The sequence below is a fragment of the Streptomyces sp. NPDC097981 genome (genome assembly GCF_040302565.1).
Lineage (GTDB): Bacteria > Actinomycetota > Actinomycetes > Streptomycetales > Streptomycetaceae > Streptomyces.
Genome location: NZ_JBEORW010000003.1, coordinates 43,329 through 69,814, shown reverse-complemented (window position 1 = coordinate 69,814; position 26,486 = coordinate 43,329). Strand labels below are relative to the sequence as shown.

The window sequence follows — 26,486 nt, the reverse complement described above, 5'->3', positions numbered from 1 at the left end:
GCCCACTCCTCAGCGCAGCTTGGGGTCGAGGGCGTCGCGCACCGCGTCGCCGAGCATGATGAACGCGAGCACGGTCAGGCTCAGCGCGCCCGCCGGCCAGAGCAGCATGTGCGGCGCGTTGCGGATCTGCGAGGCCGCGTTGGAGATGTCGATGCCCCAGGAGACGGTGGGCGGGCGCAGGCCGACGCCGAGGAAGGACAGGGTGGCCTCCAGGGAGATGTACGTGCCCAGGGCGATGGTGGCGACGACGATGACGGGCGCGATGGCGTTGGGGGCGACGTGCCGGAGCAGCAACCGGCCGTTGCCGGCGCCCAGGGCCCGGGCGGCCTGGACGTAGTCGTTCTGTTTTGCGGCGATGACGGAGCCGCGGCCGATCCGGGCGATCTGCGGCCAGCCGAGGAGCACGATGAAGCCGACGACGGGCCAGACGGTGGTGCTCGTGACCACGGACAGGAAGACCAGGCCGCCCAGGACGACGGGGATGCCGAAGAAGATGTCCGCGACCCGGGAGAGCAGCGAGTCGCCCCAGCCGCCGAAGAACCCGGCGAGCCCGCCGAGCACCGAGCCGAGCAGGGCCGCGCCGAGGGTGGCGCAGACGCCGACGGTGATGGAGGCGCGGGCCCCGTAGACGGTACGGGTGTAGACGTCGCAGCCCTGGGTGTCGTAGCCGAAGGGGTGGCCGGGCTCGGGGCCCTGCTGGGACTTGGACAGGTCGCACTGCAGCGGGTCGCCGCTCGCGATCAGCTGCGGCCAGATCGAGATGATCACGAGGAACAGGATCACCAGCGAGGAGATGACGAAGACGGGGTTGCGGCGCAGCTGGTGCCAGGCGTCGGACCACAGGGAGCGGGTCTTCTCCTTCGGCCGGGGCCCTTTGGGGTCGTCGCCGAGTGTCTTCTCCAGGCTCTCGGCCTCGTCCAGCGCGAGGTCTATGGGCCCGCCCTGACCGGTGGGAGCGATGGCTTCCCCCTCTCCGGGCTGCAACGGGTCGTAGACGGGGCCCTCGGGCTCAGGCATAACGGATCCTCGGGTCCAGGACCGCGTAGAACAGGTCGACGAGCAGGTTCGCCACCAGGAAGACGATGACGAGGATGGTCACGAAGCCGACCACCGTCGGGGAGTTGTTGCGCAGGATGCCCTGGTAGAGCTGGTACCCGACGCCGTGGATGTTGAAGATCCGCTCGGTGACGATGGCGCCCCCCATCAGGGCGCCGATGTCGGTGCCGATGAAGGTGACGACGGGGATGAGCGAGTTGCGCAGCAGGTGGCGGGTGACGACCCGGCGGCGCGGGAGTCCCTTGGCGGTCGCGGTGCGGACGTAGTCGGCCTTCGTGTTCTCGGCGATGGAAGTGCGCGAGAGCCGGGTGACGTAGGCGAGGGAGACCAGGGCGAGCACCATGCCGGGCAGGATCAGCTCGTTGAAGGGGGCGTCCGGGGAAACGGTGGGCCGCACCCAGCCCCATTTGACGCCGAAGAGGTACTGGAGCAGGTAGCCCATCACGAACGTCGGCACGGAGATGACGACGAGGGTGAGGACGAGGACGGTGGTGTCGACGGACTTGCCGCGGCGCAGTCCGCTGATCACGCCGAGGGTGATGCCGATGACGATCTCGAAGAAGATCGCGACGATGGTCAGGCGCAGGGTGACGGGGAAGGCCGAGGCCATCAGCTCGGTGACCGGCTGCCCGTTGAAGGCCGTGCCGAAGTCGCCCTGGAAGATCTGGCCCATGTAGTGGAGGTACTGCTCCCACAGGGGGCGGTCGAGGTAGAGGTCCTTGCGGATGCGCGCGGCGGTGGCCGGGTCGGGCGCCTTGTCGCCGAAGAGGGCGGCGACCGGGTCGCCGAGCGCGTACACCATGAAGAAGATCAGGAACGTGCTGCCGATGAACACCGGGATCATCTGGAGCAGCCGCCGGATCACATAACGTCCCATGGACTGCTCCAGGATCGATCCGACGGAGGGTCAGCTGACCTTGATCTCGTTGTAGACGGGGACGCTGAACTGGTTGAGTGCCACGTTCGAGAGCCGCTCGGCGTAGCCCGCGCTGCCGTTCTGGTACCAGAGCGGGATGGCCGGCATCTGCGCGGCGAGGATCTTCTCGGCGTCCTGGAACTTCGCGATGGCCTTGGCCGCGTCGCTCTCCTGGTTGGCCTCGTCGACGAGCTTGTCGAAGTCCGGGTTGCTGAACTTCCCGTAGTTGGAGGAGGCGCCCGTGTAGTAGAGCGGCTGGAGGAAGTTCTGGATCAGCGGGTAGTCGGCCTGCCAGCCGGAGCGGAAGGGCCCGGTCAGCTTGAAGGAGCTCTGCTGGTTGCGGAAGTCGGCGAAGGTGCCGATCGGGTTGACCGTGCAGACCGGGCCCTCGCCGAGCGCGTTGTTGATGCTGTTGCAGACGGCGTCCATCCAGTCGCGGTGCGAGCCGGTGTCCACGTTGGAGGTCAGCGTGACCTTGCCGCCGGGGAGCCCGCCGGCGTCCTGGATCAGCTTCTTGGCCGCCGTCGGGTCGTACGTGCAGGCGTCTCCGCAGAGCGTGGCGTTGAAGCCGCCCTTCTCGCCGAGGGCCGGGGAGGTCCAGTCCTTGGCCGGGGTGCGGGTCTCGCGGAAGATCTGCTTGGTGATCTCGTCGCGGTTGATCGCCATCGAGATGCCGCGGCGGACGTTCTCCATGCCCTCCTTGTTCCACTGGGGGTCGTACAGCGGGAAGGTGAGGGTCTGGATGATGAGGGCCGGCTGGTTGATGTACCGGTCTCCGAGGTCGTTCTTGACGTTCTTCAGCTGCTGCGCGGGGACGTCGTCGACGAGGTCGAGGTTGCCGGAGATCAGGTCCGTGTAGGCGGTGTTGTTGTCGGTGTAGACCTTGAGGTCGACGCCGCCGTTCCGGGCCTTGTCCTCGCCCGGGTAGGCGTCCCACGCGCGCAGCTTCATGCCGGTGCCCTTGGTGTACGAGTCCACCGTGTACGGGCCGTTGCCGATCGGCTTGTTCAGCCAGCCGGCGTGGTCGCTGAAGAAGGCCTTGGGCAGCGGGGAGAAGGCCTGGTAGCCGAGGGTCTCGGGCCAGGTGGAGAACTTGTGCTTCAGGGCGACGGTGAAGGTCTTGGGGTCCTTGACGACCAGTCCGGACATCGTCTTGGCCTTGGGTTCGCCGGACGCGGGGTGGAGGTCGTCGTAGCCGACGATGTCGGAGAAGAACGGCGAGTTGTTCTGCTTGTTGCGCACGTCCGCGCCGTAGTTCCAGGCGTCCACGAAGGACTGGGCGGTGACCGGCTCGTCGTTGCTGAACTTCCAGCCGTCCTTCAGCGTGATGGTGAAGTTCTGGCTGTCGGTCGTCTCGATCTTCTCGGCGAGCATGTTGTCGGCCTGCCCGGTCTTCGGGTCGTACCGCTTGAGGCCGCGGAAGATCATGTCGAGGACCTTGCCGCCCTGCACCTCGTTTGTGTTGGCCGGCTCCAGCGGGTTCTGCGGGTCCCCCCACGAGGAGCTGACGATCCCCGCGCCACCGCCGCCTCCGCCGCTGCTGCTACCGCCGCATGCCGTCGCCGCGAGGGCGACGGCCACCGCACATGCGGCCCACTTGGCGTGGGTGGCTCCGCGCATGGAGTGCCTCCTATGGATCCCAAGACTCACTTGGGGCCCAATGTCACCCCATGCGGGGGCGGGAGCACTCCCGGTTGGACCGATTGCACGCTCGCGTCCCGTGCCTGTCACCCCTGCGGGTGCAAACCCAGCTCCCAGGTGTCGACCGCATAGTGCAGGCTCATGCCGTGCGCCTCGTAGAGCGCGAGTGCGCCGGTTTCGTTGTGGGTGTCCACGCCGAGGCCGACGGTGTCCCGGCCGCGCCCGGCGTAGACGGCGAAGCCGTGGCGGAGCAGGAAGCCGCCGACGCCCCGGCCACGCAGGTCTCGGCGGACGCCGAGGCGGCTGAGCCACCCCATGCCGGTGCGGTCGTCCCGGGTCAGCAGGACGCCCACGTCACCCTCGCCGGGCAGGCTCGCGATCCAGACCAGCGACCAGTCGAGCCCCCGGGCGTCGAGGTGGTCCAGCCATGCCTCGTACGGGCGCTCCACATGGCCGAAGTGGGCGGCGAAGGTGTCCTCCACCAGGGCGTGGGCCCGGCGGCGGTCGGCCTCGTCGGCGGCGCAGTCGCGCAGGACGAGCCCCTCGGGCGGTGCGGGGGGCAGGTCGGCGGCCGGGGAGAGGGCGCGGGTCATCACCTGGTGGCGGCGCACGGTGCGGTAGCCGCGGCCGGGCAGCAGATCGGCGTCGAGGGTGGGTTTCACGTTGAGCTGGAGCCGCAGGACCGCCTCCCCGTCGCCGGCGGTGAGCTCGCGGGCCCGGATCTCCATCAGCTCCAGCAGCCGGACGGCGGCCACGCGGTGGCCGGGCAGCACATAGTGGTCGGAGTCGACCCTGCCGGGTCCGGAGTCGGTCCACACCAGGGCGTACGCGACGAGCCGGCCGCCCTCGAAGGCCAGCCAGGAGTCCTTCGCCAGGTCGACGTCGGGGTGGTGGAGATCGGCCTCGACGGTCCCGAGGTCGGTCTCCGGCCTGCCGATCTCGATGACGTCGACGGCGTTGAGCAGGGCGCAGATGTCGGACGCGTCCCCGGGACCCGCGGGCCGTACGGTCAGCATGCGGCCGCCTCGCTCCGGGTGGTGCGCCGGCCTCGGCGGTCGTGCGGTGGCTTGGTCATCCGGACACTGTCCGCCCGGCCGTGCCGCGCCCGCAACTCCGTTTCGGCGCCCTGCCGTACGCCAGGGCGCCCGGACCGGAGGAATCCGGTCCGGGCGCCCTGGACTGCGTACGGCGGTACGGGATCAGACGGCCAGGATGGCCTTCTCCTCCGCGAAGTGGCACGCCGACTCGTGCGCGGCCGGGGTGTTGACACCCTCGAAGCGCGTCGGGATCGCCAGCAGCGGCTCCTCCGTGGCGCACCGGTCCTCTGCCTTCCAGCAGCGGGTGCGGAAGCGGCAGCCCGACGGCGGGTTGGCCGGGGAGGGGACGTCACCGGTGAGGATGATCCGCTCGCGGCCCTCGCGGGCCTCCGGGTCCGGGACCGGGACGGCCGACAGCAGCGCCTGGGTGTAGGGGTGCGTCGGGTGGTCGTAGATCTGGGCGTCGCTGCCGATCTCGGCCATCTTGCCCAGGTACATGACGCCCACGCGGTCCGAGATGTGCCGGACGATCGAGAGGTCGTGCGCGATGAAGACGTAGGACAGGTTGAACTCGTCCTGGAGCTTCTCCATCAGGTTGATGACCTGCGCCTGCACCGACACGTCGAGCGCGGAGACCGGCTCGTCGCAGATGATGATCTCCGGGTTGAGCGCGAGGCCGCGGGCGATGCCGATGCGCTGGCGCTGGCCGCCGGAGAACTGGTGCGGGTACCGGTTGATGTACTCGGGGTTGAGGCCCACGACGTCCAGGAGTTCCTGGACCTTGCGGCGCCGGTCGCCCTTCGGGGCCACCTCGGGGTGGATGTCGAAGGGCTCCCCGATGATGTCGCCGACCGTCATACGCGGGTTCAGCGAGGTGTACGGGTCCTGGAACACCATCTGGATGTTGCGGCGGACGGCCTTGAGGGCCTTGCCGGACAGCTTGGTGATGTCCTGGCCCTTGTAGAAGACCTCGCCGGCGGTGGCCTTCTCCAGGCTCATCAGCAGCTTGGCGACGGTGGACTTGCCGCAGCCGGACTCGCCGACGATGCCCAGGGTCTCGCCCCGGTACAGGTCGAAGGAGACCCCGTCGACCGCCTTGACCGCGCCGACCTGCTTCTTGAACAGGATGCCCTGGGTCAGCGGGAAGTGCTTGACCAGGTTGCGGACCTGGAGGATCGGCTCGCGCTCGGTGGCGTTCTTGGTGAGCTCAGCCATGGATCTGCTCCTTCCAGAAGTGGCACGCGCTGCCGCGGCCGGGCAGCTCGGTGCCGTCCTGCTCGGTCACCTGGTGCAGGACAGGCACGTCGGTGCGGCAGACGTCCTGCGCCTTGGGGCAGCGCGGGTTGAAGGCGCAGCCCGACGGGATGTTCAGCAGGTTGGGCGGCAGGCCCTTGATCGCGTAGAGCTCCTGGCCCTTCTGGTCCAGGCGCGGGATCGAGTCGAGCAGGCCGCGGGTGTACGGGTGCGCGGGGCGGCTGTAGATGTCGTGGACCGGGGCGGTCTCGACGATCCGGCCGCCGTACATGACGGCGATCTTGTCCGCGACGTCGGCGACGACGCCGAGGTCGTGGGTGATCAGGATCAGGCCCATGTTCATCTCGCGCTGGAGCTCCGCGAGCAGGTCCATGACCTGGGCCTGGACCGTCACGTCGAGAGCCGTGGTCGGCTCGTCGGCGATGATCAGGTCCGGTTCCAGGGCCATCGCCATGGCGATCATGATGCGCTGGCGCATACCGCCGGAGAACTGGTGCGGGTAGTCACCCACGCGCGCCTTGGCGGCGGGGATCTTCACGCGGTCCATGAGCTCGATGGCCTTGGCCGTGGCGTCCTTCTTGGACATCCCGCGGTGGACGCGGAACATCTCGCCGAGCTGGGCGCCGACGGTGTGCACCGGGTTCAGCGAGGACAGGGCATCCTGGAAGATCATGGCGATCTTCGAACCGCGGATCTTGCGGTACTCCTCCGCCGGGAGCTTGAGCAGGTCCGTGCCCTGGAAGAGGATCTCACCGCCCGCGATCTTGCCGGGGGGCATGTCGAGGATGCCCATGATGGCCTGCGCCGTCACGGACTTGCCCGAGCCGGACTCGCCGAGGACCGCGAGGGTCTCGCCGGCGTTCACGGAGTACGAGACACCGTTGACGGCCTTGGCGACACCGTCGCGGGTGTGGAACTCGACGTGCAGGTCGCGCACTTCGAGCAGGGGGGTCCCGTCCGGCGCCGAGCGCGGGGCGGGGACGGTCGAGGTCTTGTCGATGATGGTCAACGTACGCCCTTCCTCAGCGCAGCTTCGGGTCGAGGGCGTCGCGCACCGCGTCGCCGACCATGATGAACGCGAGCACGGTGACGCTCAGCGCGGCGGCCGGGAAGAGGAGCACGTGCGGAGCCTGCAGCCAGCGGACGGAGGCGTCGCTGACCATGAGGCCCCAGGAGATCTCCGGGGGCTGGACGCCGATGCCGAGGTACGACAGGGCCGCCTCGGCGGAGATGTACACACCCAGGCTGATCGCCGAGACCACGATGACCGGGGCGATGGCGTTCGGCAGGATGTGCCGGAGCGTGATGCGCATGGTGCCGGCGCCGAGGGCGCGGGCGGCGACCACGTAGTCGTTGTTCTTGTTCTGCAGCACCGAGGACCGCATGATGCGGAAGATCTGCGGCCAGCCGAGGATCGCGAGCACCAGGGAGACGGTCCAGGCGTTGCCGGGCAGGGCGGACATGATCAGCATGCCGCCGAGCAGGAGCGGGATCGCGAAGAAGATCTCGGTGAAGCGGGACAGGAAGCTGTCCAGCAGGCCGCCGGCCCAGCCGGCCAGCAGGCCGAGCGCGCCGCCGACGAGGGTCACCAGGGTGGTGGTGACGATGCCGACGATCACGGAGTTGCGGGCCGCCCACACCGTACGGGTGTAGACGTCGCAGCCCTGGATGTCGTAACCGAACCAGTGGTCCGCGCTCGGCTTCTTGAGCGAGTTCTGCAGGGTGCAGGCGGTGGCGTCGAACGGGCTGCCGTCGGTGAACCACTGCGGGAACGCGGAGACGACCAGCATGCAGAGGACGAGGAACGCACCGATCAGGAAGACCGGGTTGCGGCGCAGGTCGCTCATCGCGTCGGACCAGAGGCTGGCCTCGCGGTCCTTCTTCTTCTTTCCGCCGGCCTTGACCGCGGCGCCGGTGGAGGGAGCTCCGGCGATCTGGGTGTCGGTCATCGAGTCCTCCACCGTAGTTGTGTCACGCATAGCGGATCCTCGGGTCGAGCACGGCATAGAGCAGGTCCACGAGCAGGTTGCCGATCAGGTAGACGAGGACGAGGATCGTCACACCGCCGACCACGACCGCACCCTGCTTGAGGTACACGGACTGGGCGAGCAGGCCGCCGACTCCGTGGATGTTGAAGATCCGCTCGGTGATGACCGCACCGCCCATGAGGCCACCGAGGTCGGCGCCGAGGAACGTGACGATCGGGATGAGGGCGTTGCGCAGCGCGTGGTTCACGACGACGCGGCGGCGGGGCAGGCCCTTCGCGGTCGCGGTGCGCACGTAGTCGGCGCGCATCGTCTCCATCAGGCTGGTGCGCGTCAGGCGGGCCACGTACGCGAGGGACGTGGAGGCCAGGACGAACGCCGGCAGGAGGTAGGCGCGGAGCCCGTCGTTCTCGTTGAAGGAGACGGGGAAGAAGTCGATGCCCCAGTTGTTCTTCAGCTGCACGCCGAGCGTCAGCTGCAGCACGAAGCCGGTGACGAAGACGGGGATGGAGATGACCATCAGCGTGGAGATGAGAACCAGCTGGTCGAGGAACTTGCCGCGGCGGAGGGCGGCCATGACACCGGCCAGCACGCCGACGATGGCCTCGATGACGAAGGCGACGAGGGCCAGGTTCACCGTGTAGGGGAACGCCTCGGAGAACAGGTCGACGACCTTGCGACCGGTGAGGGTCTCACCGAGGTCGCCCTGGAACACGCCGGTGATGTAGTTCCAGTACTGGAGCAGGAACGGGTCGTCGAGGTGGTACTTGGCCCGCAGCATCGCCGTGACGAGCGGGTCTGCCTTCTTCTCGCCGGCGAGCAGCTGGATCGGGTCAGCGCCCGGCATGGCGAAAGTCAGGAAGTAGATCAGGAACGTGGCACCGATCAGTACAGGGATCGCCTGTATGAGTCGGCGGATGAGGTAGCGGCCCATCAGACCTCCAACAGAAGAGCAGGGGGAAAGGGCGGGCAGACGGAAACCTGATTCCGCCTGCCCGCCCCCGGGATCCCCTTGGTGTGAAGAGGGGTGTTAGTTGAGCTCGACGTTCGCCAGGTCCATGCGGCCCTGGGCGTCGACCTCGACGTTCTTCACGGTCTTGGAGTAGGCCGAGGAAGACATGTACGTGAAGACCGGGATGTACGGCAGGTCCTTGATGATGATGTCATCGGCTTCCTGGTACAGCTTCAGGCCCTGCGCGGCGTCGGTGGCCTTGTCGGCCTCGGCGAGCTTCGCCTCGAACGCGTCGTTCTGGTAGTGGCCGTAGTTGGAGCCGTTCTCGATCGCGACCTTCGAGAAGATCGGACGGAGGTAGTTCTCCGCCGCCGGGTAGTCCATGGACCACGCCATGCGGAAGGCGCCCTTGTACTTCGAGGCACCCAGGTCGTCCAGCATGTCGCCGAACTTGGCGTACGGCTTGGCGGTGACCTCGATGCCGAGGTTCGCCTTCAGCTGGTTGGCGACGGCCTCGATCCACTCCTTGTGGCCGCCGTCGGCGTTGTAGCCGAGCTCGATCTTGTTGCCCGGGATGCCGCCGGCCTGCTGGAAGAGCTCCTTGGCCTTGGCCGGGTTGTAGGTGCCCGCCTCGCCGAGGGCGCCCTTGCGGTAGCCGGGGATGATCGGGCTGATGAAGTCGTCGGCCGGCTTGCGGGTGCCGTTGAAGATGGTCTTGCCGATGGCGTCCCGGTCGATGGCCATGGAGATGGCCTTGCGGATCTCCACCTTGCCGAACGCCTCGGGGTTCTGCTCCAGCGGGAGACCGATGTAGCCGACGCCGGACTCGGGCTTGTAGATGTAGCGGTCGCCGAACTCCTGGGAGACGGTGGCCATCGCCGAGATCGGGAGCTTGTCGACGATCTGGATGGTGTCGGCGCGCAGGTCGTTGTACGCCGTGTCCAGGTTGTCGTAGATCTTGAAGGTGACGCCGTCGAGCTTGGCGCGGCCCTCGGCCGGGTACTTGTCGTACTTCTTGATCTTGATCTGCTTGTTGTGCTCCCAGGCGCCGTCCATCTGGAACGGGCCGTTGCCGATCGGGGCCTCGCCGAACTTCTTCGGGTCAGCCTCGAACGCCTTGGGCAGCGGGTAGAAGGCGTTGTAGCCCAGCATCGTCTTGAACTGGGAGAACGCGTCCTTCAGCGTGACGGTGAAGGTCTTCTCGTCGACGACCTTCAGGCCCTTGAGCTCCTTGGCGGTGGGCTTCTTGTCCTTGCCCGGCGCCAGCTCGTCGGAGCCCTCGATCTTCGAGAAGAACGGCAGGCCCTCAGCGGCGTTGTCCTGGTTGGCGCCCCAGTTCCAGGCGCGGACGAACGACGCGGCGTCGACCTTCTCACCGTTGTGGAAGGTGAAGCCGTCCTTGATCTTGATCGTCCAGGTCTTCGAGTCAGTCGTCTCGATGGACTCGGCGACCGCGAGCTTCGGCTCGTTGGTCTTGTTGTCGTACTTGACCAGACCGGTGAAGAGCGAGTTGAGAACCTCGGCACCTTCGGACTCGGCGGTGTTCTGACCCACCAGGCCGTGCTGCGGCTCGCCGAGCACCACGGTGATGTTGCCGCCGGACTTGCCCCCGGCGTTCGAGTCCTTGCTGGTGCTGCATGCCGTGGCGGCCATCGCCACGATGACGGCACCCGCGACCCACTTGGCGCTCGTTGCTCCGCGCATGGGTAATTGCCTCCTCAGGAGTCACTTTCGATGACGTGAAGGACCCGGTCCTCGCTGACACCCCTGACAGCGAAATCCGGCCCCATCGTGTGTGCTCGTGAGTCGACGCTCCCCACAGCGTGTGACCCATTGACCCGAGCTCAATGGAGCAATCCTCAGGGACTCCTAGACCGTAAACCACACTTAAGTGGTCTCGTTTTCACAACATCACCCCATAACGAAAACCCGAAATCCGGACAAACTGATAGGAGACAGACACGTGCGAAACGGACGGTTAGCTCACCATCCGGAGTGTCACGGTCGGTATCCGGACACCAGAACGCAACAATCCGGTTGACAAACGCGAACAGCCCCTCCCGCCACAGAGAACTGTGGGGAAGGGGCTGTTCGTTCGGACGGCCCCCGGGGGACGCCCGGGAACTACCGCACTACTTGCCGGACTTGGCGCGCGACGCGGTGCGCGAGCGCTCCTTCTGGTCCAGGACGACCTTGCGGATACGGACGGCCTCCGGGGTCACCTCGACGCACTCGTCGTCGCGGCAGAACTCCAGGGACTGCTCCAGGGAGAGCTTGCGCGGCGGAATCACGTTCTCCGTGTTGTCCGCCGAAGCCGCACGCATGTTGGTGAGCTTCTTCTCCTTGGTGATGTTCACGTCCATGTCGTCGGAGCGCGAGTTCTCGCCGACGATCATGCCCTCGTACACCTCGGTGCCGGGCTCGGTGAACAGGACACCGCGCTCCTGCAGGTTGATCATCGCGAACGGCGTGACCGCTCCGGCGCGGTCGGCGACCAGCGAACCGTTGTTGCGGGTGACCAGCTGGCCGAACCACGGCTCGTGGCCCTCGTGGATCGAGTGGGCGATACCCGTACCGCGGGTGTTGGTCAGGAACTCCGTGCGGAAGCCGATGAGGCCGCGCGACGGGACGACGAACTCCATGCGGACCCAGCCGGAGCCGTGGTTCGACATGTTGTCCATGCGGCCCTTGCGGACGCCCATGAGCTGCGTGACGGCACCCATGTGCTCCTCGGGCACGTCGATGGTCATGCGCTCGACCGGCTCGTGCGTCTTGCCGTCGATCTCCTGCGTGACGACCTGCGGCTTGCCGATGGTCAGCTCGAAGCCCTCGCGGCGCATCTGCTCGACCAGGATGGCGAGCGCGAGCTCACCGCGGCCCTGGACCTCCCAGGCGTCCGGGCGGTCGGTGTCGAGGACGCGGAGCGAGACGTTGCCGATCAGCTCGCGGTCCAGGCGGTCCTTGACCTGGCGGGCGGTGACCTTGCGGTCCTTGACCGCGGCCTTGGCGTCCGCGCCCTTGCCGGTGCCGCCGCGGCCGACCATCGGGGAGGTGTTCGTACCGATGGTCATGGAGATCGCCGGCTCGTCCACCGAGATCAGCGGCAGCGCGATCGGGTTCTCCGGGTCGGCCAGGGTCTCGCCGATCATGATGTCGGGGATACCGGCGACCGCGCAGATGTCACCCGGGCCCGCCACCTCGGCCGGCTTGCGGGTGAGCGCCTCGGTCATCATCAGCTCGGTGATGCGGACGTTGGAGATCGAGCCGTCACGCTTGATCCACGCGACGGTCTGGCCCTTGCGCAGCTCGCCCTGCTCGACGCGCAGGAGCGCGATACGGCCGAGGAAGTTGTCGGCGTCCAGGTTGGTGACGTGGGCCTGGAGGGGCGCCTCGTCGTCGTAGGTCGGGGCCGGGACGTGCTCCAGGATGGTGGAGAAGAACGGCTCCAGGTTGTCGCTGTCCGCGGGGACGGTGCCGTCCTCCGGCTTGGTCAGCGAGGCGACGCCGTCACGGCCGCAGGCGTAGACGATCGGGAACTCGATCTGGTCCTCGTCCGCGTCCAGGTCCAGGAAGAGGTCGTACGTCTCGTTGACGACCTCGTCGATCCGGGAGTCCGGGCGGTCCGTCTTGTTGATGCAGAGGATGACCGGCATCTTCGCCTGCAGGGCCTTGCGCAGCACGAAGCGGGTCTGGGGCAGCGGACCCTCGGAGGCGTCCACCAGGAGGACGACCGCGTCCACCATCGACAGGCCGCGCTCGACCTCACCGCCGAAGTCGGCGTGGCCGGGGGTGTCGATGATGTTGATCGTGATCGGGGCCCCGCCGTCCTTGGGGTGATACTTCACCGCCGTGTTCTTGGCGAGGATCGTGATGCCCTTCTCACGCTCCAGGTCGTTCGAGTCCATCATGCGGTCGTCGAGCTGCTGGTGGGCGGCGAAGGCACCGGCCTGCTTGAGCATGGCATCGACGATGGTCGTCTTGCCATGGTCGACGTGGGCGACGATGGCGACGTTACGGATGTCGTGGCGCGTGGGCACTTCGGCGCTTCTCCCGGGATCGTGGATGGCGTCGCGTACGGTCCGGCACGCGCGCCTCGACCGGGCGGAAAACCTGCCACGGCCTTACCCCATCGTACGTCGCGTGGCGGGAACCGCCCGCCGCGGGGTCTGTCAAGAGGCCGGACGACTGAGAAGAACCGGGTACGGGGTGGGGGATTCCCGGCGTGGGTACTGCGGGTATTGCCGCGGGTCAACGGGTACGCACGACCTTGCCCGCCGGATCTCCGGCGGGCAAGCGACTTGAGTCACATCTGAGCTTGTGAGCCGAAGCTCAATCTGTCTGGCCCCGTTTTGTCACTTCTTCTTCTCCTGGTTTTCCTTCGCGGTCGGAGCCTTCTTCCAGCCGATGTCCTGGAACCGGGGGGTGCCGAGGCCGAAGGCGCCGGCGTTGGCCAGGTTCGGCTTGACGGCCACCAGCTCCGGGCGCTGGTAGAGCGGGATGGAACCGGCCGCGGCCCAGATCCGGGCATCCGCCTTGCGCATCAGCTCGCGCGAGGCCTCCTCGTCCAGCTCGCCGACCGCCTGGTCGAAGAGCTGGTCGATGTTGTCGGTGCCGACCCGGGTGTAGTTCTGTTCGACGAGGAGCGAGCCGTCCGCGGCCGGCTGCGGCTTGGCGAAGATGGGGCGGGCGTCGGTGGCCGGGTAGGCCGTCGCCGGCCAGGAGTAGAGCGCCAGGTCGTACTGGCCCGAGGCGACGTGGTCCTTGAAGAAGCTCGCGTCGGCCACCTTGGTCAGCACGGTGTTCACGCCGACCTTGCGGAGCATCTGGGCGATCCGCTCGCCGACCGTGCGCAGGGCCTCCGAGCCGGGGCCGGCCGGGAGGACGAAACGCAGGGAGAGCGCCTTGCCGTCCTTGGCGAGCATGTTTCCGGAGGTACGGGTGTGCTTGGCCGGGGCCGGTGCCGGGGAGGGGCTCCCCGGCTTGCCGGGCCCGGGCGCCTCGCCGGGGCGGGCCGGGCCGCGCTTGGCGTCGGCGGCGGCGCCGGCCGGGCCCGCCGTGTTCGCGGGGCCGAGGGCCTCGGCCTGGGCCAGCAGCGCGGCCTTCTGATCGTCGGTGTGCGGGGCCGCGGCCGGGACCGGGTCTCCCCGCTCGCCCTGGGCCTCCATTCCCCTTGCGTCCGGGTCGGCCTTGACCGCGGACCCGGACGCCGGGCCCCGCTCCGGGCTGTCGCCGTTGCGCTCGTCCTCCTGGCCCACGATGTACAGGCCGTCGTTGCCCGTGCCCGGCCCCGAGGGGGTCTTCGAGTCGTCCTGGGTGGCGTGCTCCGCGTTCTCGGCGCCGGCCTTCGCCCCCGCCGGCTCGTTGAGCTTGCCGCCCCGGCGCCAGCCCGCGTCCGCGAGCAGGGCCTCGGCCGCGTGGATGTCCTTGCCGCCGAGCGCGTCGCTGTTGTCGGCGTACGCCCGCTGCCCGGCCAGCGCCACGTGGCTGCCGACGGGCTTCACCGGCAGGCCCAGCGGCTTCAGTACGATCTCGGCCAATTCCCCGCGGTCCAGCGCCCGGGCCACCGCCCGCCGGACCCGGTCGTCGGCCAGCGGGCCGGAGGCCCCGTTCATGGCGAGCTGGGTGTAGGCCGGCTCCAGGGACTTGCGGACCGTGAAGGAGCGCAGGGCCGACTGCTCGTCGGCGTACTTCCTGGCCGCCTCGGCCTTCTGCGCGCGGCGGTCCTGCTCCGTCTTCGCCTGGCCCTCGTCGGCGCCGTTCGCCTTCGCCCAGGACAGCGTGGCCTCGGCCGCGGTCTCCGAGGAGCCCGGTCCGTGCGCCGGGGTCCCGCCCTGGCCCGGTGCGCGATCCGCGTCCCGGCGGGCCAGCGCGATCCGGTCCGCGCCCGTGCGGTCGACCTCCGCCAGGTCGACCTTGCCGGCGGCCAGCGCGGCGGGGCGCTGGGCCCGGGGCACGGCCGTCAGGAGCAGCGTGTCCAGCTTGGCCGGCCGGCCCCACCAGCGGGCGTTGCGGGTCAGCGCCGCGGTGCCGGCGATCTTGTCGATGGCCCCGAGGCTGAAGGGTCCGGCAGTGACCTTGAGGGTGCCGCGGGCGCCCTCGTTGAACGCGTTCGGGGTGCCGGTGACCTGCTTGGGGTAGAGCGGGGAGAACAGGGAGCGCCAGTCGGTGTACGGCTTGGCGAAGGTGACCTTGACCTCCAGGTCCGTCTTGCCGCGCTCGATCTTCTCGATCCGCTCGTATCCGGCGTTGCGGGCCGTCCAGTACGCCGAGTCCTTGCCGTTCAGGGCCCGCCACTGCGCCACGAAGTCGGCGGCGCCGATCTCGCGGCCGTCGCTCCACACCGCCTTCTGGTTCAGCTTGTACAGGACGACCTGCTTGGGCTCCCGTTCGACGATCTCGGCCTTCTCCAGGTAGTCCGGGTTGGCCACCGGCCGGCCCTTGTCGTCCAGGGTGAACAGCTGGGGCAGCACCGCCCCGGCGATCCGGGTGGTGGTGGCGTCGGCGTCGGCCTGGAAGGTGTTCAGGGTGTCCGGGAGGGAGTCCACGGCCCAGCGGAGCACGCCGCCGTCGGCGACCTTGTCACGCGCCGTCGCCGCGATGTCCTGGCCGGCGGCCACGGGACCGCCCTCGTCGTCACCAGAGCCGCAGCCCGCGAGCAGCGGCAGTGCGAGGACTCCCGAGGTCAGGAGCGCCAAGGACCGGCGCCTTCTCTGGGACATGGGTGGTACCTCCGAGGCGGGGCGCGAAAGGGGCGACTTGATCGCGTTTGGCGGTATATGGAGCTGATCACACCGGGTTCTGCAACACACTGAAATCCACTGGCCGCCACACCTCTCGGAGCCGGCCCTCGCCACGCCGCGAACCCCACCCGTGCGGACCAATCCCGCTTGCGCCACGGGCGGGCGTTCCCTCGCAAGAGGGATCAAAATGGGAGCAGGGAGGGGCGCACAGATTGCGCCTGCGCGCCCGCAATCGCTGCACGTCCCTTCACAACCGGGGACGGGAGGCGCGACACTCGCAGGCGCACATGAGCGTTGCCACCGCAATCAGCGGAAGTGAGGGCAAGTCATGTCCCTGCAAGATGATTTGACCGCCGTACGACGCAACCTGAACGAGCTGGTCCGCTCCGTGGAACGGCTGGAGAAGGACATTGCCCGGCAGGCCCGGGCCGCCCCGCGGGCGCCCGGCCGGGAGGGCATGGTCCCCGTCCCGGACGCCCCGTACGACAGCTCGCTGTGGAAGGACGTCGACGACGAGGGTCTCGGCGCCCGCGACCGCCGGGCACCCTGATCCCGCGGGCGCGCCCCCGCGCGTCCCCGCGTTCCGGCATCCCGCCCCCCGGCCACCGCCGGGGGCACCCCCCAGGCCCAGCCGTCCGCGGCTGGGCCTCGTGGGTCATCCCTCATCACTCCACCCGGAGTCCCCTTTGGCCACAGGCACGGAACCACCCCGGCAGCTGACCGGCGTCCACGACGCCTCCCGGGCCTCGATCGCAGCCCGGCACCTGCGCACCGACCGGTGGTGGCTGGCCCCCGCCGCCACCGCGGCCGGTCTGCTCGCCTTCATCGTCTACTCGACGTGGCGGGCCTTCGCCAACGCCGACTACTACGCGGCCCCGTACGTCTCCCCGTTCTACTCCCCGTGTCTCGCGGAGAACTGCCGGGAGATGCGCGGCGGCCCCAACCTGGACCTGTTCGGCAGCTGGTGGGGCCTGTCCCCCGCCCTGCTGATCCTGGTCTTCCCGCTCGGCTTCCGGCTGACCTGCTACTACTACCGCAAGGCGTACTACCGGGGCTTCTGGGCCTCTCCGCCCGCCTGCGCCGTCGCCGAGCCGCACGCGAAGTACACCGGGGAGACGCGCTTCCCGCTGATCCTCCAGAACATCCACCGGTACTTCTTCTACGCGGCGCTGCCGGTCGCGGGCATCCTCACGTACGACACCGTGCTGACCTTCCGCAACGACCGCTACGAGTGGGGCCACATGGGCCTCGGGACGCTGCTGTTCCTCGTCAACATCACGCTGATCTGGGCCTACACGCTGTCCTGCCACTCCTGCCGGCACATCATGGGCGGCCGCCTGCGGCACTTCTCCAAACATCCGGTGCGCTACCGGCTGTGGGGCTGGGTGAGCCGGCTCAACGGCCGCCACATGCTCCTCGCCTGGTCCTCCCTGATCAGCGTGGCCCTGTGCGACTTCTACGTGTACCTGCTGGCCAGCGGCACCTTCACCGACCCGAGGATCTTCTGACATGGCTCAAGTGGACCGGCAGCAGTGGGACGTGGTCGTGGTCGGCGCGGGCGGCGCCGGGCTGCGGGCCGCGATCGAGGCCCGCGAGCGGGGCGCCCGTACGGCCGTGATCTGCAAGTCCCTGTTCGGCAAGGCCCACACGGTGATGGCCGAGGGCGGGATCGCCGCCTCCATGGGCAACGTCAACGAGCACGACAACTGGCAGGTGCACTTCCGCGACACCATGCGCGGCGGGAAGTTCCTCAACCAGTGGCGGATGGCGGAACTCCATGCGAAGGAGGCGCCCGACCGGGTCTGGGAGCTGGAGACCTGGGGCGCGCTCTTCGACCGCACGCCCGACGGGAAGATCTCCCAGCGCAACTTCGGCGGGCACGAGTACCCGCGCCTCGCGCACGTCGGGGACCGGACCGGCCTGGAGCTGATCCGCACCCTCCAGCAGAAGATCGTCCAGCTCCAGCAGGAGGACTTCAAGGAGTTCGGGGACCACGAGGCCCGGCTCAAGGTCTTCCAGGAGTGCACGGTCACCCGCGTGCTGAAGGACGGGGACAAGGTCTCGGGGGCCTTCTGCTACGAGCGCGAGTCGGGCCGGTTCTTCGTCCTGGAGGCCCCCGCGGTCGTCCTGGCCACGGGCGGGATCGGCAAGTCCTTCAAGACCACCTCGAACTCCTGGGAGTACACGGGCGACGGCCATGCGCTGGCCCTGCTTTCGGGCGCCCCGCTGCTGAACATGGAGTTCGTGCAGTTCCACCCGACCGGCATGGTCTGGCCGCCCTCCGTGAAGGGGATCCTCGTCACCGAATCGGTGCGCGGCGACGGCGGCGTGCTGCGCAACAGCGAGGGCAAGCGGTTCATGTTCGACTACGTCCCGGACGTCTTCAAGGAGAAGTACGCGGAGTCCGAGGAGGAGGGCGACCGCTGGTACGAGGACCCGGACCACAACCGGCGTCCGCCCGAGCTGCTCCCCCGCGACGAGGTGGCCCGGGCCATCAACTCCGAGGTCAAGGCGGGCCGCGGCTCCCCGCACGGCGGGGTCTTCCTGGACGTGTCCACCCGGATGCCGGCCGAGCGGATCAAACGGCGGCTGCCTTCCATGTACCACCAGTTCAAGGAGCTGGCGGACGTGGACATCACCGCCGAGCCGATGGAGGTCGGCCCGACCTGCCACTACGTGATGGGCGGGATCGCGGTGGACTCGGACACCGCCGCCACCGTCGGGGTCCCGGGCCTCTTCGCGGCGGGCGAGGTCGCGGGCGGCATGCACGGCTCGAACCGGCTCGGCGGGAACTCCCTGTCCGACCTCCTGGTGTTCGGCCGGCGGGCCGGTCTGCACGCGGCGCAGTACGCCGCGGGCCTCGCCGGTGCGCCGCCCGCGGTCTCCCCGGCGCAGATCGACGCGGCGGCGGCGGAGGCGCTGGCCCCGTTCCATGCCGCCGAGGGCGCGGAGAACCCGTACACGCTCCACCAGGAGCTCCAGACGACCATGAACGACCTGGTCGGGATCATCCGCCGCGAGGGCGAGATGGCCGAGGCCCTGGAGAAGCTCGCCGGGCTGCGCGTGCGGGCGGCCCGGGCCGGCGTCGAGGGTCACCGGCAGTTCAACCCGGGCTGGCACCTGGCCCTGGACCTGCGGAACATGCTGCTGGTCAGCGAGTGCGTGGCCCGTGCGGCCCTGGAGCGCACCGAGAGCCGCGGCGGGCACACCCGGGAGGACTGCCCGTCGATGGAGCGGGACTGGCGGCCGGTGACCCTGCTGTGCCGGCCGGTGGACCCCGCGCCGGCGGACCCGGCCGCCGACCGGATCTCCCTGGTCCGGACCCGTACCGAACCGATCCGCCCCGACCTGCTCGCGCTCTTCGAGAAGGAAGAGCTGGCCAAGTACCTCGCCGAAGGGGAGCTCTACGAGTGACTGACTACGACGCCCGCTTCCGGATCTGGCGGGGCGACGCGGAAGGCGGGGAACTGCAGGACTTCACCGTCGAGGTGCACGACGGCGAGGTCGTACTGGACATCGTCCACCGGCTCCAGGCCACCCAGGCCTCGGACCTCGCGGTGCGCTGGAACTGCAAGGCGGGCAAGTGCGGCTCGTGCAGTGCGGAGATCAACGGGCGGCCGCGGCTGATGTGCATGACGCGCATGTCCACCTTCGACCGGGCCGAGACGATCACGGTCACCCCGCTGCGCGCGTTCCCGGTCGTCCGGGACCTGGTCACGGACGTGTCGTTCAACTACCGCAAGGCGCGCGAGGTCCCGGCCTTCGTGCCGCCGGAGGGGGTGGCCCCGGGCGAGTACCGGATGCAGCAGGTGGACGTGGACCGCTCCCAGGAGTTCAGGAAGTGCATCGAGTGCTTCCTGTGCCAGGACACCTGCCATGTGGTGCGCGACCACGAGGAGAACAAGGAGGTGTTCGCCGGTCCGCGCTTCCTGATGCGGGTCGCGGAACTGGACATGCACCCCCTGGACGCGGCGGCGAAGGCGGGCCTGGACCGCAAGCGCACGGCGCAGGACGAGCACGGCCTCGGCTACTGCAACATCACCAAGTGCTGCACGGAGGTCTGCCCCGAGGGAATCAAGATCACCGACAATGCGCTGATCCCGCTGAAGGAGCGGGCGGTGGACCGCAAGTACGACCCGCTGGTGTGGCTGGGGAACAAGATCCGCAGGCGCGGCGACCTGTAGCACCCCCGTCCGTTCGCTCCGCAGGACACAATGCCCCCTGGGAGAACGCCACATGCCGTGACGCCAGGGGGCTTTGCGGTGCGGGTGGCTGGGCCTGCGGCCGGGCGAGCTCGTGCTCTCCCGCCCGGCCAGAGGGGGGTCCCGCCCCGGTGCTCCGGGTGCGGGCGGCCAGAACGGCCCATACGCTCCCAGATGTGACCCCGCCGAAGCGACGCACCGCCGCCGGGACATCCGTACGGGTCGGGCTCCTCCTGGCCGCCGCGCTGCTGGGGCTCGGCGGCTGGGGGCCGGCGGGGGCGCCGACCGCCCGGGCCGATGATCCCGTCACCTTGTCCGGGCAGGGGCAGATCACCGACCGCGTGGGCGCCCTCGGGGACCGGAAGGCCGCCGTCGCCTCCGCGCTGGACAGGCTGTACGAGGGCCACCGGATCCGGCTCTACGTGACGTACGTGCACGATTTCTCCGGGCGTTCCGCCCAGAGCTGGGCGGATGCCACCGCGCAGAAGAACGGACTCGGCCAGGACGACGTGCTGCTGGCCGTGGCGACCGGGGCACGCCAGTACGCCTATTCGGCCGATGTCGACTCCGGGTTCACCGAGAATCAGCTCGCGGACGTCGCCCGTACGGCCATCGAGCCCGCCCTGAGGCAGAACGACTGGGCGGGCGCCGCGATCGGGGCCGCCAACGGGTACGGCGCCGTACTCGACGGGAAGCCCGTGCCGGTGCCGGCCATCACCCCCGGCGAGGCGAATCCCGGAGGTGACACGAGCAGCGGGAGCGGGGCCGGGGACTTCGTGCTCCCGGTGGTCGTCGTCGGCGCGGCCGGCGCCCTCGCGGTGTACGCGCACAGCCGCCGCAAGCGCAGGGGCGGCGCCTCGGGCGGTGGCGGTACGACGGGCTGGGGCGCGCAGCCCGCGACCACGACCGCCCTCCCGCTGGACGAGCTGGACGCCAAGTCGAAGGCCCTGCTGGTGGAGACCGACGACGCGATCCGCACCAGCACCGAGGAGCTCGGCTTCGCCTCCGCGCAGTTCGGGAACGCGGCGGTGGGCACCTTCAGCGAGGCCCTCGCCTTCGCGCAGAGCGAGCTGACGGCCGCGTTCCGGCTGCGCCAGCAGCTCGACGACGCGTACCCCGAGGACGACCCCACCCGGCGGCGGATGCTGGACGGGATCGTGGCCCACTGCACGGAGGCGAACCGGCGGCTCGACGCCGAGTCGGCGGACTTCGACCGGCTGCGGGACCTGGAGAAGAACGCCCCGCAGGCGCTCGCCACGGTGGAGGCGCACTTCCGCGACCTGACGGGCCGTACGACGACGGCGGAGGCGACGCTGACCGCGCTGGCCGGGCACTATGCGGACTCGGCGTCCGCGCCGGTGGCCTCCAACGCCGAACGGGCCCGGGACCGCCTGCTGTTCGCGACCACCGGCCTCGGCGAGGCCCGGGCGGCGCTCGACGGCGGCGATACCGGGAAGGCGGCCGTCCACGTACGGGCCGCCGAGGGCGCGGTCGGCCAGGCGGCGACGCTGGTGGACGCGGTGGAGCGGCGGGCGCAGGAGCTGGCGGAGGCGGCCGGGAAGCTGCCCGGCGCGCTCACGGAGACGGACACCGGCCTCGCCGATGCCCGCGGCCTGCTGACCGGCACCTCCGAGGGGGTGTCCGCGGCGGATCTGCGCGGCCGGATCGGCCGGGCGGAGGCGGTCCTGTCCGACGTACGGCGGGAGCAGGCGGCCGGCCGGTACGACCCGATCGACGCGCTGCGCCGGGTCGTGGAGGCTGGCGCCGTCCTCGACGAGGCGCCGGCCGGGGCCCGGGAACGCGAGGCGGGCAGCCGGCGGGCGGCGGCCCTGCTGGACCGGGCGATGCTCCCGGCGCGCAGCGCGATCGGCGCGGCGGCGGACTACGTCACCACGAGCCGGGGCGCGGTGGGCAGCCAGGCCCGTACCCGGCTGGCGGAGGCCCGGCGGCGCCTGGAGCGGGCGGCGGCCCCGGCGGGCCCGGACCCGGCGGCCGCGCTGGCGGAGGCCCAGCAGGCGGATGCGCTGGCGCGGCAGGCGCAGCAGCTGGCCGAGCAGGACGTACGGGCGTACCGGGACCCGTACGGCGGGCGGCCCCGGCAGGGCGGCGGCATGGGCGGCGCGGTCCTCGGCGGGATCATCCTGGGCGAGGTCCTGGGTGGCGGCCGGGGGCGCGGCGGCTTCGGCGGGGGCTTCGGGGACGGGGGCGGCGGTTTCGGGGGCGGGGGGCCGGGTCCGGGCTCGTTCGGCGGCTCGGGCACCCGCGGCCGCATGGGCGGCGGCGGCCGCTTCTGACCCGCTCTCCTCCATCCGTGGCAGGCCACCTGAAAGGGCACCGATGAGCGAGCAGACCGTCCTCGGCCGCGTCACCCGGCTCGCGAAGGCCGACATCAACGCGACCCTCAAGTCCGGCACGGCCGCCTGAAGCCCCTCGCCCGCCAGGCCTTCAGGTGCCCCTCCGCCGGGCCCTCCCCCGGCCGGGCGGTCAGCCGTACATGCTCAGCAGCTGTTCCGCCGAGAGCTCCGAGACGGCTTCCGCCGCCGCGCCCGGGAGGGGGAGTTCGAACCAGACCGTCTTGCCGCGGTGGGTGCGGCGGGTGCCCCAGCCCGCGGACAGCATGCCGACCAGCTGGAGGCCCCGCCCGCCCTCGTCCGTGTCCCGGGCCCGGCGCCGCCGCGGCTGCACCAGGTTCCCGTCCCAGACCTCGCAGACGAGGGTGCGGTCGAGCAGGAGGCGGAGCCGGATCTCCCCCTCGCCGTACCGCAGGGCGTTCGTCACCAGCTCGCTGACCAGCAGCTCGGTGGTGTCCAGCAGCCCCTCCAGTCCCCACGCGGGCAGTTTCGCCCGGGCCAGCTCCCGCGCCCGGCCCACCGACCGTGCCTCGCGCGGCAGCTGCCAGTCGCCCACCGCGTCGATCGGCAGCCCCTGCACCCTCGCCATCAGCAGCGCGATGTCGTCCTCACCGTGCCGCGTGTCCAGCGTGTTCAGCACGTGGTCGCACACGTCCTCCAGCGGTCGTACCGGGTCGGCGAGCGCTTCCCGCAGCCCTCGCAGCCCCTCCTCCAGCGGGTGGTCCCGCGACTCCACCAGCCCGTCCGTGTACAGGGCCAGCAGGGCACCCTCCGGGAGGTCCACCTCCACCTCCTCGAACGGCTCCCCGCCCACCCCGAGCGGCATCCCCGGCGGGACCTCCAGCAGCAGCCCGGGCCGCGGCGCGGCGCCCGGTTCCGCCGGCTCCACCAGCACGGGCGGCATGTGGCCCGCGTTGGCGATGGTGCAGCGCCGGGTCACCGGGTCGTAGACGGCGTACACGCAGGTCGCGAGGTACACCTCCGAGCGGTCCGCGTCCCGCGAGTGCAGGGCCGCCCGGGAGGCCTGCTGGGAGTCGCCGGGCGCGCCGAGCCCCCGGGCGATCTCGTCCAGTGCGGTCAGCACCTCCGCCGGCTCCAGGTCCAGCAGCGCCAGGGTCCGTACGGCGGTGCGCAGTTCGCCCATCGCGACGGCGGCCCGCAGCCCGCGGCCCATGACGTCGCCGACGACGAGCGCCGTGCGGTGTCCGGGCAGCTCGATGACGTCGAACCAGTCCCCGCCGACCTCGGTGGCCGCGTTCCCGGGCAGATAGCGGCAGGCGATGTCCAGGCCGGCCGCCTCGGGGTCGCCGGGCGGCAGCAGGCTGCGCTGGAGTATCAGTGCCCGCTCGTGCTCGCGCCGGTAGAGCCGGGCGTTGTCGATGCAGACGGCGGCCCGGGCGGCGAGCTCCACGGCCACCGCCCGGTCCCGTTCCCCGAAGGGCTCGCTGCCCTTCGTACGGGAGAACTGGGCGAGTCCGACCACGGTGTCGTGCGCGACCATCGGCACGATGAGCGTCGACTGCACGAGGTCGTCCGGTCCGCCGCCCTCGATCAGCCGCGGCCGCGCGGTCCGCAGGGCCACTGCTCCCGGCGAGGCCGCCGGGTAGCGGTGGATCGCCCCTACGGAGACCAGCGCGCCCGGACCCGACAGCGGGGCGTCCGAGACGGCGGAGGCGAAGGCGACCCTCCGCAGCGGCGCGGAAGGCGCCCGTCCGGCGCCCAGCCCGGGCGGCAGCGAGGGCACGCCGGGCCCGTGCGGCCGCGCGGGCCGGTCGTCGTCGCCGAGCAGCAGCCCCTGGTAGAGGTCGACGGCGGCGAGGTCGCAGAAGCCCGGGACGGTCACGTCCAGCAGTTCGCGGGCGGTGGTCTCCAGGTCGAGGGAGTTCCCGATGCGGTGCCCGGCCTCGTTGAGCAGGGCGAGATTGCGCCGGACCCCGGCGGCCTCGCGGGCGGCGAGGTGGCGGCGGGTGACGTCGATGCCGATGCCCGCGACGCCGATGGGGCGGCCGGTGCCGCCGTGGACGCGGTAGAGGTTGACGGACCAGTGGCGGCGCTCCCGGCTGCCGGGGGCGGCGCCGGTGATCTGGAGGTCGGTGACGGAGTCGCCGGTCTCCAGGACCCGCCGCAGGGCCTCGGCCATCCGGTCGGCCTCCTGGGGCGGGAGGTAGTCGTGGACGGTGCGGCCGCGGTGCTCCTCGACGGCGCCGCCGAAGACGGTCGCGAAACGGCGGTTGGCCCGCTGCACGGTGAGGTCCGTGCCGAACAACAGGAAGCCGAAAGGAGATTGGCCGAATATGGCCTGCGAGGCGGCGAGGTCGGATTCGATCCGGCGCAGCGCGCGTACGTCGACGACGACGCACAGCGCGGCCCGCTCGGCGGTCTCGGTCTGGGTGGGCATCACATAGATCTCGGCCACGCCGTGCTCTCCGTTCCCGCCGGGGATCCGGAAGGGGACGAGGCCGGTCCATTCCTTGCCGTCGAGGATCTCGGCCACCCTGCGGTGCCCGCCGGCGCGCAGCTCCGGCGGCATGAAGGCGTCCACCGGGTCCCGGCCCACGGCCTGCGCGGCGGTCAGCCCGAACAGTTCCTCGGCGCGCAGGCTCCACTGGTCGATGAGCCCGTCGGGTCCGATGGAGAAAGACGCGACCTTTATGTAGTCATATATCGAGCCAGGCGGGCTGCTGTGCCACAAGGAGTCGTGCCATGTCTCCCCGGGCACACGGGCCTGATGTGCCTGCGCAGGTATCTCGCTCACGCGACCGTCCCCTCCAGCTCACCGCAACCGGACCGGCCATGACCGAAGTATTCAGCACCACGGCCCCGCACGGCACGGCGTTCACGATCACAAAAAGGTCCCGACTATTTCGAGCCATGCGCTGTGATCGTCGGCCATCCTTCACCTTGTTACTCACCAGGAAGTGCCAACTCGAACCACACGGTCTTGCCCGATTTCCCGTGCCGGGTCCCCCAGCGCTGCGCCGAGACGGCCACCAGGTGGAGCCCGCGGCCGCCCTCGTCGTCCGGATGCGCGACCCGCGCGAGGGGCGGATCCGGAAGCGGATCGGAAACCTCCACGAGGAGCGCGGGCGACCCCGCCGCACTCCCGCCGGCCGGATTGCGCCGCACCAGCCGGACCCCGATGGGGCCGGAGGCGTACCGCAGTGAATTGGTGACCAGCTCGCTGACCAGCAGGACGGTGACATCGCCGACGGAGTCCAGGCCCCAGGAACTGAGCGTGCCGCGCACGGCGTGGCGGGCGGTGCGGACGGCTCCGGGTTCGGCGGGGAAGGCCCACTCGGCGCATTCACCGTCTGTGTCGATCACGCCGATCACTTCCCGGGCCGGCAACGACCCCAGTCCGATTCAGCAGGGACAGAGCCACGAGGGGCAGTACACGATTGGGACTAATAGCGACATACCCGATATTCGAGGCGTCGTACCACCCGATCCCTCACGCACCGGCGCACTGTGGCGCAGACGGCCCAGCGCACGCGCGTCACGCGCCCCCGTGCGACCGGGAGTGCTGCTCGGCGCGCTCGGCGCGCTCGGCGCGCTCGGCGCGCAGTCTGCGTCCGGCCTCGGCGACCGCCGGCCGGTCCTGGTCGAGCCAGTCCACGGAGTCCAGCTCCTCCGGCGCGAGCCAGCGCAGCTCGTCGTGGTCCTCCAGCGGCTCGGGCTCGCCGGACAGCAGCCGGGCGGTCCACACGTGCAGGACGAGTCCGGGCCTGCACGGCCACTCCCCCGGGATCCGTTCCAGCACCTCGGCCTCCACGCCGAGCTCCTCGCGCAGTTCGCGTACGAGCGCCTCGGGGACGGATTCGCCCGGCTCCGTCTTCCCTCCGGGCAGCTCCCAGCGTCCGGCCACCTCCGGGGGTGCGCTGCGGCGGGCGGCCAGCAGGCGGCCCTCACGAAAAAGGGCTCCGCCCACGACCACTCGTACCGTCATGGGGCGGAGCCTATGTCAACACAAGGATGCTCAGTTCGTCGTGGCAATCTGACCGATCCGCTCGACCCAGTACAGCTGCTTGTGGCCTCTGTCATCAAGGCTGTCGACGACCTTCTGGGCCTCGGCCCGGGTGGAGTACCGGCCCACCCGGTAGCGGTTGCCGTTGTCGTCCTGACGTATGACCAGCCATGGGAGCAGGGCACCGCCGTCGTTCATCGCGTTTCACCCTCCGCCGGTGTACCTGCCCGGGAAACCGCATTGCGCATATGCCCGACCTTACGCCCGACCTTTACGGAGCGGATACGGTTTTTCACGAAGAGGTACCTCACAGGCGTACGCATCCGGCCACACGTACGAGCGCGCCGTGCGCGCCGGTTCGCACCCGGCGCACCGCGGGCATCCGCAG

Annotated in this window: 20 protein-coding genes; 5 read left to right on the top strand and 15 right to left on the bottom strand. The window is 70.2% G+C overall.

Translation table 11 applies throughout. The annotated features are described in order from the left end of the window. Window positions 1-9: 9 nt before the first annotated feature. The 11 genes from ABTY04_RS03600 to ABTY04_RS03550 all read right to left on the bottom strand — a co-directional run bounded on the left by ABTY04_RS03600 (window position 10) and on the right by ABTY04_RS03550 (window position 15,560). Window positions 10-1,017 (bottom strand): ABC transporter permease, encoded by a 1,008-nt coding sequence (locus tag ABTY04_RS03600; protein WP_352211651.1) that lies wholly within the window; start codon window positions 1,015-1,017, stop codon window positions 10-12. After that, window positions 1,010-1,933 carry an ABC transporter permease gene (locus ABTY04_RS03595; protein ID WP_352211650.1) on the bottom strand — a complete coding sequence of 308 codons (924 nt, stop codon included), beginning with the start codon at window positions 1,931-1,933 and terminating at the stop codon, window positions 1,010-1,012. The genes ABTY04_RS03600 and ABTY04_RS03595 overlap by 8 nt, the downstream gene beginning before the upstream one ends. 30 nt (window positions 1,934-1,963) lie before the next feature. Next, on the bottom strand, window positions 1,964-3,592 hold the full coding sequence (locus tag ABTY04_RS03590) for a peptide ABC transporter substrate-binding protein (protein WP_352211649.1): 1,629 nt from the start codon (window positions 3,590-3,592) through the stop codon (window positions 1,964-1,966). A 107-nt stretch (window positions 3,593-3,699) separates the two neighbouring features. Then, window positions 3,700-4,629: a GNAT family N-acetyltransferase gene (locus tag ABTY04_RS03585; RefSeq protein ID WP_352211648.1), complete on the bottom strand. Its 930-nt coding sequence runs from the start codon at window positions 4,627-4,629 to the stop codon at window positions 3,700-3,702. 183 nt (window positions 4,630-4,812) lie between these two features. Next, window positions 4,813-5,865 carry an ABC transporter ATP-binding protein gene (locus ABTY04_RS03580; protein ID WP_352211647.1) on the bottom strand — a complete coding sequence of 351 codons (1,053 nt, stop codon included), beginning with the start codon at window positions 5,863-5,865 and terminating at the stop codon, window positions 4,813-4,815. Beyond that, window positions 5,858-6,913 carry an ABC transporter ATP-binding protein gene (locus ABTY04_RS03575; protein WP_352211646.1) on the bottom strand — a complete coding sequence of 352 codons (1,056 nt, stop codon included), beginning with the start codon at window positions 6,911-6,913 and terminating at the stop codon, window positions 5,858-5,860. Before ABTY04_RS03575 ends, ABTY04_RS03580 begins: the two co-directional genes overlap by 8 nt. A 13-nt stretch (window positions 6,914-6,926) precedes the next feature. Further along, window positions 6,927-7,883, bottom strand: coding sequence for an ABC transporter permease (locus tag ABTY04_RS03570; protein ID WP_352211645.1), 957 nt, complete (start codon window positions 7,881-7,883; stop codon window positions 6,927-6,929). Then, entirely contained in the window at window positions 7,876-8,823 is a 948-nt protein-coding gene (locus tag ABTY04_RS03565; protein ID WP_352211644.1) for an ABC transporter permease, read from the bottom strand. Before ABTY04_RS03565 ends, ABTY04_RS03570 begins: the two co-directional genes overlap by 8 nt. Before the next feature lie 96 nt (window positions 8,824-8,919). Then, entirely contained in the window at window positions 8,920-10,545 is a 1,626-nt protein-coding gene (locus ABTY04_RS03560) for a peptide ABC transporter substrate-binding protein (RefSeq protein ID WP_352211643.1), read from the bottom strand. Between the two features lie 428 nt (window positions 10,546-10,973). Then, window positions 10,974-12,878 carry a translational GTPase TypA gene (gene typA, locus ABTY04_RS03555; protein WP_352211642.1) on the bottom strand — a complete coding sequence of 635 codons (1,905 nt, stop codon included), beginning with the start codon at window positions 12,876-12,878 and terminating at the stop codon, window positions 10,974-10,976. Between the two features lie 315 nt (window positions 12,879-13,193). Continuing rightward, window positions 13,194-15,560, bottom strand: coding sequence for an ABC transporter family substrate-binding protein (locus tag ABTY04_RS03550; protein ID WP_352211641.1), 2,367 nt, complete (start codon window positions 15,558-15,560; stop codon window positions 13,194-13,196). Window positions 15,561-15,909: 349 nt separating this feature from the next. On the opposite strand from ABTY04_RS03550, the gene ABTY04_RS03545 reads away from it, so the two are divergent. The 5 genes from ABTY04_RS03545 to ABTY04_RS03525 all read left to right on the top strand — a co-directional run bounded on the left by ABTY04_RS03545 (window position 15,910) and on the right by ABTY04_RS03525 (window position 22,077). Further along, window positions 15,910-16,131, top strand: a complete 222-nt coding sequence (locus ABTY04_RS03545; RefSeq protein WP_352211640.1) for an Rv0250c family protein — start codon at window positions 15,910-15,912, stop codon at window positions 16,129-16,131. Between the two features lie 136 nt (window positions 16,132-16,267). Continuing rightward, window positions 16,268-17,089, top strand: a complete 822-nt coding sequence (gene sdhC / locus ABTY04_RS03540; protein WP_352211639.1) for a succinate dehydrogenase subunit SdhC — start codon at window positions 16,268-16,270, stop codon at window positions 17,087-17,089. A 1-nt stretch (window position 17,090) separates the two neighbouring features. Then, window positions 17,091-18,995 carry a fumarate reductase/succinate dehydrogenase flavoprotein subunit gene (locus ABTY04_RS03535; protein ID WP_352211638.1) on the top strand — a complete coding sequence of 635 codons (1,905 nt, stop codon included), beginning with the start codon at window positions 17,091-17,093 and terminating at the stop codon, window positions 18,993-18,995. Beyond that, entirely contained in the window at window positions 18,992-19,765 is a 774-nt protein-coding gene (locus ABTY04_RS03530; RefSeq protein ID WP_352211637.1) for a succinate dehydrogenase/fumarate reductase iron-sulfur subunit, read from the top strand. The genes ABTY04_RS03535 and ABTY04_RS03530 overlap by 4 nt, the downstream gene beginning before the upstream one ends. 194 nt (window positions 19,766-19,959) lie before the next feature. After that, a complete protein-coding gene (locus tag ABTY04_RS03525; RefSeq protein ID WP_502996547.1) occupies window positions 19,960-22,077 on the top strand; it encodes a TPM domain-containing protein in 2,118 nt (705 codons plus the stop codon). A gap of 190 nt (window positions 22,078-22,267) precedes the next feature. On the opposite strand, the gene ABTY04_RS03520 is transcribed toward ABTY04_RS03525, so the two are convergent. The 4 genes from ABTY04_RS03520 to ABTY04_RS03505 form a co-directional block, all read right to left on the bottom strand. Continuing rightward, window positions 22,268-24,880 carry a SpoIIE family protein phosphatase gene (locus tag ABTY04_RS03520; RefSeq protein ID WP_502996555.1) on the bottom strand — a complete coding sequence of 871 codons (2,613 nt, stop codon included), beginning with the start codon at window positions 24,878-24,880 and terminating at the stop codon, window positions 22,268-22,270. Between the two features lie 158 nt (window positions 24,881-25,038). Further along, the gene (locus ABTY04_RS03515) at window positions 25,039-25,467 is read right to left on the bottom strand and encodes an ATP-binding protein (protein ID WP_352211867.1); all 429 of its coding nucleotides are present in this window, start codon (window positions 25,465-25,467) and stop codon (window positions 25,039-25,041) included. Between the two features lie 163 nt (window positions 25,468-25,630). Continuing rightward, a complete protein-coding gene (locus tag ABTY04_RS03510; protein WP_352211636.1) occupies window positions 25,631-26,080 on the bottom strand; it encodes a (deoxy)nucleoside triphosphate pyrophosphohydrolase in 450 nt (149 codons plus the stop codon). A gap of 30 nt (window positions 26,081-26,110) precedes the next feature. Beyond that, window positions 26,111-26,296 carry an SPOR domain-containing protein gene (locus ABTY04_RS03505; RefSeq protein ID WP_352211635.1) on the bottom strand — a complete coding sequence of 62 codons (186 nt, stop codon included), beginning with the start codon at window positions 26,294-26,296 and terminating at the stop codon, window positions 26,111-26,113. Between the last annotated feature and the right edge of the window lie 190 nt (window positions 26,297-26,486).